8 protein-coding genes are annotated in these 4,499 nt (G+C 31.7%); all 8 read left to right on the forward strand.

The window, feature by feature from the left end; translation table 11 throughout:
- Positions 1 to 68: 68 nt before the first annotated feature.
- The 8 genes from EK368_RS13595 (at position 69) to EK368_RS15300 (ending at position 4,420) form a co-directional block, all read left to right on the forward strand.
- Positions 69 to 959, forward strand: a complete 891-nt coding sequence (locus EK368_RS13595; protein WP_129600587.1) for a Lin1244/Lin1753 domain-containing protein — start codon at positions 69 to 71, stop codon at positions 957 to 959.
- Positions 925 to 1,692, forward strand: a complete 768-nt coding sequence (locus EK368_RS13600) for an ATP-binding protein (RefSeq protein ID WP_129600588.1) — start codon at positions 925 to 927, stop codon at positions 1,690 to 1,692. Before EK368_RS13595 ends, EK368_RS13600 begins: the two co-directional genes overlap by 35 nt.
- A gap of 130 nt (positions 1,693 to 1,822) precedes the next feature.
- Complete coding sequence (locus tag EK368_RS13605; protein ID WP_129600590.1) at positions 1,823 to 2,122, forward strand: nucleoside triphosphate pyrophosphohydrolase family protein; 300 nt, start codon at positions 1,823 to 1,825, stop codon at positions 2,120 to 2,122.
- A 97-nt stretch (positions 2,123 to 2,219) separates the two neighbouring features.
- Positions 2,220 to 2,759, forward strand: a complete 540-nt coding sequence (locus EK368_RS13610; RefSeq protein ID WP_129600592.1) for a Holliday junction resolvase RecU — start codon at positions 2,220 to 2,222, stop codon at positions 2,757 to 2,759.
- On the forward strand, positions 2,756 to 3,385 hold the full coding sequence (locus tag EK368_RS13615; protein ID WP_129600594.1) for a putative metallopeptidase: 630 nt from the start codon (positions 2,756 to 2,758) through the stop codon (positions 3,383 to 3,385). Before EK368_RS13610 ends, EK368_RS13615 begins: the two co-directional genes overlap by 4 nt.
- Positions 3,386 to 3,395: 10 nt before the next feature.
- Positions 3,396 to 4,046: a putative HNHc nuclease gene (locus EK368_RS13620; RefSeq protein WP_129600596.1), complete on the forward strand. Its 651-nt coding sequence runs from the start codon at positions 3,396 to 3,398 to the stop codon at positions 4,044 to 4,046.
- An 11-nt stretch (positions 4,047 to 4,057) separates the two neighbouring features.
- The gene (locus EK368_RS13625; protein WP_129600598.1) at positions 4,058 to 4,258 is read left to right on the forward strand and encodes a hypothetical protein; all 201 of its coding nucleotides are present in this window, start codon (positions 4,058 to 4,060) and stop codon (positions 4,256 to 4,258) included.
- A 39-nt stretch (positions 4,259 to 4,297) separates the two neighbouring features.
- Positions 4,298 to 4,420: a hypothetical protein gene (locus EK368_RS15300; protein ID WP_279222283.1), complete on the forward strand. Its 123-nt coding sequence runs from the start codon at positions 4,298 to 4,300 to the stop codon at positions 4,418 to 4,420.
- Positions 4,421 to 4,499: the final 79 nt, after the last annotated feature.

A 4,499-nucleotide genomic window follows, 5' to 3' on the forward strand; every position in this document is an offset into this window, starting at 1 on the left:
AGCAGTATTATTTACAGCTATTGTTAAAATCATACATTATTATTTGAGCTAGTAGGTGGTGAATAGAATTGGCTAGGCCACAAAAAACAGGATTGGATTATTTTCCTTTAGATGTAGATATTGATCAAGATGATAAAGTCGCACTTATAGAAGCTCAACATGGTATAGAAGGTTTTGCGATAATTATTAAATTGTTAATGAAGATATATAAGAACGGATACTTCTATGAGTGGACAGAAAAGGAACAATTACTCTTTTCAAACAGAATTAATGTTGACATTAATCAAGTAAATGTAATCATTAATGACTGTGTTAAATGGGAGCTATTTGATGATGAGATACTAAGAACCTATAAAATCCTTACTTCTAGGGGGATTCAACGTAGGTATTTAGAAGCTGTGGGTCGTAGACAAAAGGTGAAAATGTATCGAAACTACCTAATTTTAGATATAGAGACAGTTAATGTATACAAAAACTTAGTTATCGTTGACATTAACGAAGTAAATGACAACATCAATCCCCAAAGTAAAGTAAAGAAAAGTAAAGTAAAGAAAAGTAAAGAACTACTACCAGAAAGTCAAGATGAAAGTAGTTGTAGTAGTGAAGAATCTCAAAATGAAATTCAAGAAGTATATCATACTTATCAAGATGCAGGATATGGAACTATAAATCAAATGACAAAAGAAATGATAGTTCACCTAGTTGAAACTTATGGTTCTGTATGGGTAATGGAAGCACTTAAAATAGGACTTAAAAATAATAAACGGAAACTTACTTATGTAGAAGGTATATTGCAAAATTGGAAGAGAAATGGGGGGATGAATATTGGAAAAGATACAGGAGATGATCAACAAAAGAGTAGAAGCCCTGATGGAGAAACAGAAAGAATTGGACCAGATCTCAGCCATATCGGATACAAAGGAGATGGGACAGTTCCAGACGATTCAGACCTCATATGAATGTCCGATATGTAAAGATACTGAAATAGTAGAATCTAAAGATGATAAGTGGAAATTTGTTTCTTGCAAATGTGCTGAGGTTAAGAGATATAAAAAAATGATACAGAGAAGTCAAATTGGAAATCAATTTTTAAAAATTGGATTTAAAGAATTTGAAACGAATGGAAGAAATGAACAAATTGTTGAAGCAAAAGCAGCTGCAATTGATTATGTAAAAAACTTTGAGAAAATCAGAAAAACAAAGAATAATTCAATTGGGTTCTTTGGCATGAGTTATAAATTTGGGGATCAGATCAAAAAAGTTGGAATAGGTGCAGGCAAAACACATTTAAGTATTGCTATTGCAAATAACTTAATGAAAAAAGGAATAGGGGTTATGTATTTCCCGTACAAAGAAGCAGTTTTGCAATTAAAACAAAACAGAATGGATGAAGAATTTTATCAAAGAGAAGCTGGAAAATACAAAACATCTCCTGTACTACTAGTAGATGATTTATTCAAAGGCAAAATAACTGAGCCAGATAAAGACATAATGTTTGAGATTTTAAATTATAGATATTTGAACTGTTTACCTGTAATTGTCTCAAGTGAATTAAGCTTAGATGATCTTATAGATATTGATGAAGCTGCTGGAAGTAGGATTATACAAATGACAAAGAACTATGCTATACAATTCAAATTATCAATAGAGGATGTTAGAAGAGGAGCATCTTTAAATTATAGATTGAGGTAAAGGGGGAAGATTACATGAATGAATTCGCATTAGAGTTGTCTATGGCGGTTGAAGAATTAGCAGTAGAAAAAAACATAGATACAAATATTTTGATAAGACAAGCACTAGAGTTATATAAGGGGGAAATAAAGTGATATTGATACCAGTGTTAAAAAAAGACCATGATTGGGACAAGCATATGGAGAAAGTAGATGAAGAATCACAAGAACTGAATAAGGCTATTCAAGAAGTTGTAAGCAATAAAGATGAAAAGTCCTTAGATCATGTAGCAGAAGAAGCTTTTGACATTATACAAGTTGCTATAGGAATATTAGATAAAGTTGAAAAAGAATCTTATGGCATTGTTAAGAAAATGAGTGGAAAACATTATGGAAAGTTAGTTTATAGAGGGTGGAGAATAGATAAGGTTTTAAGAGTGGAGGAAGATTGATATAGAGGAATAGGACCTAAAAATAGATACTTATAACATTACTAGTTCTGAGTAGTAATAAATAAAGTGAAATAATATAAACCAAAGGGGAAGAAATATGAGAGATACAAATTATATTAAAAATCATAAGATGGCTAACAAAGGAATGTTCTTTGAAGAAGAAGTGAAAATGGCCAATACAGGATATAAAAATCGTGGTATAGCACTTGTTCAAAAGATTAGTACTCCATGGAAGGTTGTAAGAAGAGGGAGACAAATAGTATCAGCTTTTCCTGAGGAGAAAAGCACTTTAGATTTTAGAGGAACAGTAAAAGATGGATTATCTATATCTTTTGATTGTAAGGAAGTTGAGAAAGAAGATAGAGGCCTTCCACTCAAATACATTGAACCACATCAAATAGAATACATGAGGACTGCAATATTCATGGGAGAGATAACTTTTATTCTTTGCTTTATGAAAATGTATAACAAAAGGTACCTAATACCAGGAGAGAAAGTTTTACAGTATTGGGATCTATGGCAACAGAATAAAGGCAAAAGAGGTTTTAACTATATGCCAATTGAGCAAATGGTTGAAGTGAAGTCTAAAAATGGAATTGTATTAGATTATTTAAGTGGATTGGGGGACGTGATATGAAAAAAGAGTTAAGGGTAATGGATCAGGATACAGGTGAAGTGTTAGAAGATGTAGTATTTGATGGAGGATACAATATCACATTTACAAATCTTTCAGATGGAGGAAGTCTTAAGAATATCAGAAAATTAGATAATGGAAAGTTTGGAGATAGACAATGGATTAAAAATTATAGATATAGACCAATAGCAGAAAGATTAGTAGAAAAGTTTGAAGAAATTAGTCATGTGAAACCGAGATTGATTCTATTTTTAGAAGATACAGAATGGGAGCCTGGAACTGCAAAACAACCATGGATTGCTCAAACAAAATTAGCGAATAAGCAATTACAAAGAATGACAGGATATCAATACATCATAGAAACAAGAGAATATTATACAGAAAAGATGCAAGTAGAGCAGTTGGCAGCATTGTTATATCACGAGCTAAGACACATTGATAAAGATGGATCTATATTAAAACATGATGTAGAGGATTGGAGTAATCTTGTAGCAACTTTAGGAAAAGATTGGGCAACTACTCAGGCCACAATTAAGAATATTTTGGATGAAGAGTTTGAACAATGGAACGAGTTAGAGCCAGTAGCAAAACAATTAAATATGTTTAATGGATTAAAGGTAGCAAAATAAGGGTGATTAAATGAACGAGTATGCTGAAATCAAAGGTTATAGAAATACTGAAAATGGAACAGAGTTGCTTGTATTGATTCCAGAAAGACAATTTCAAACTAAAATAAAAAGATTTGCTGAAAATAAGAAAGTAAAAGCAATGATAAGGATAGATGATAATAGACACATAACTATAGAGCAATTAAGAAAAGCACATGTACTTATGGCAGAAATAGCAACTTATTTAGGATATTACATGGAATGGTTTAAATCACTTATGAAGTCCTGGTATGTAGAGGTATATGGAGATCTTAAAGATGGTTTTTCAATGGCAAATATGTCTGTAGATCAAGCAAGAAGATTTATAAATTTAATAATTGAATTTGCTTTTGAAATGGATATACCACTAAGGTATAAAGATATGCCAATCATTGTAGAAATCAATGACTATTTATATATTTGTTTGAGGTATAAAAAATGTGCCATTTGTGGAGAAAAAGCAGAGGTCCATCATTGGGATACAGTTGGAGCTAATGGAGGACGGAAATATGATGATAGTAAGTTAAGAAAAATAGCTTTGTGTGATAAGCATCATAGATTATATAGTGATTCTATGCACAATATCGGAAGAGATGAATTTGCTAAAAAATATCATGTACATGGAATCATTTATATCGAATAGGAGGGGAAAAGGTGGATATAGGAACTGTAGTATTTATAGATGATGTACACAGTGACCTATACATGAAACATGGTGAAGTAGTAGAAGTTGCAGAGGATAAAGCTAGGGTTATGGTGATGTTGAGAAATAAACGAAATCGAAAGATGATTTGCATTATAGAGAAATTTGATAGGGACAAGCTGTATGCTACAAGCAAATTTGAGATTGCTTGAGCAGGTAAGCGGAAACGTTGTAGTACAAGAGATTATGGATTGAATCAGTATGAAGATCCTTGTTATAAATGTTGTTTCAATTGCATTCATGCTATAAATATGGATTGCAGTCTAGTGTGTGAAAGTGTTGCAGAATATTATCATCCAGAAGATGAAGAATAGTAAGGTTCATATAAAAGGATTATTTAAAGCAGGTGATTAGATGAATATACCTATACATTTAGAATGTGAGTATTGCAAG

The sequence above is a fragment of the Anaerophilus nitritigenes genome (genome assembly GCF_004138215.1).
GTDB classification, from domain to species: Bacteria; Bacillota; Clostridia; order Peptostreptococcales; family Thermotaleaceae; genus Anaerophilus; species Anaerophilus nitritogenes.

What these genes read in the sequence shown, in the direction of transcription:
- EK368_RS13600 (WP_129600588.1), top strand. Translation starts at nt 925, where the DNA reads ATGGGACAGTTCCAGACGATTCAGACCTCATATGAATGTCCGATATGT.
- EK368_RS13610 (WP_129600592.1), top strand. Translation starts at nt 2,220, where the DNA reads ATGAGAGATACAAATTATATTAAAAATCATAAGATGGCTAACAAAGGA.
- EK368_RS13615 (WP_129600594.1), top strand. Translation starts at nt 2,756, where the DNA reads ATGAAAAAAGAGTTAAGGGTAATGGATCAGGATACAGGTGAAGTGTTA.
- EK368_RS13620 (WP_129600596.1), top strand. Translation starts at nt 3,396, where the DNA reads ATGAACGAGTATGCTGAAATCAAAGGTTATAGAAATACTGAAAATGGA.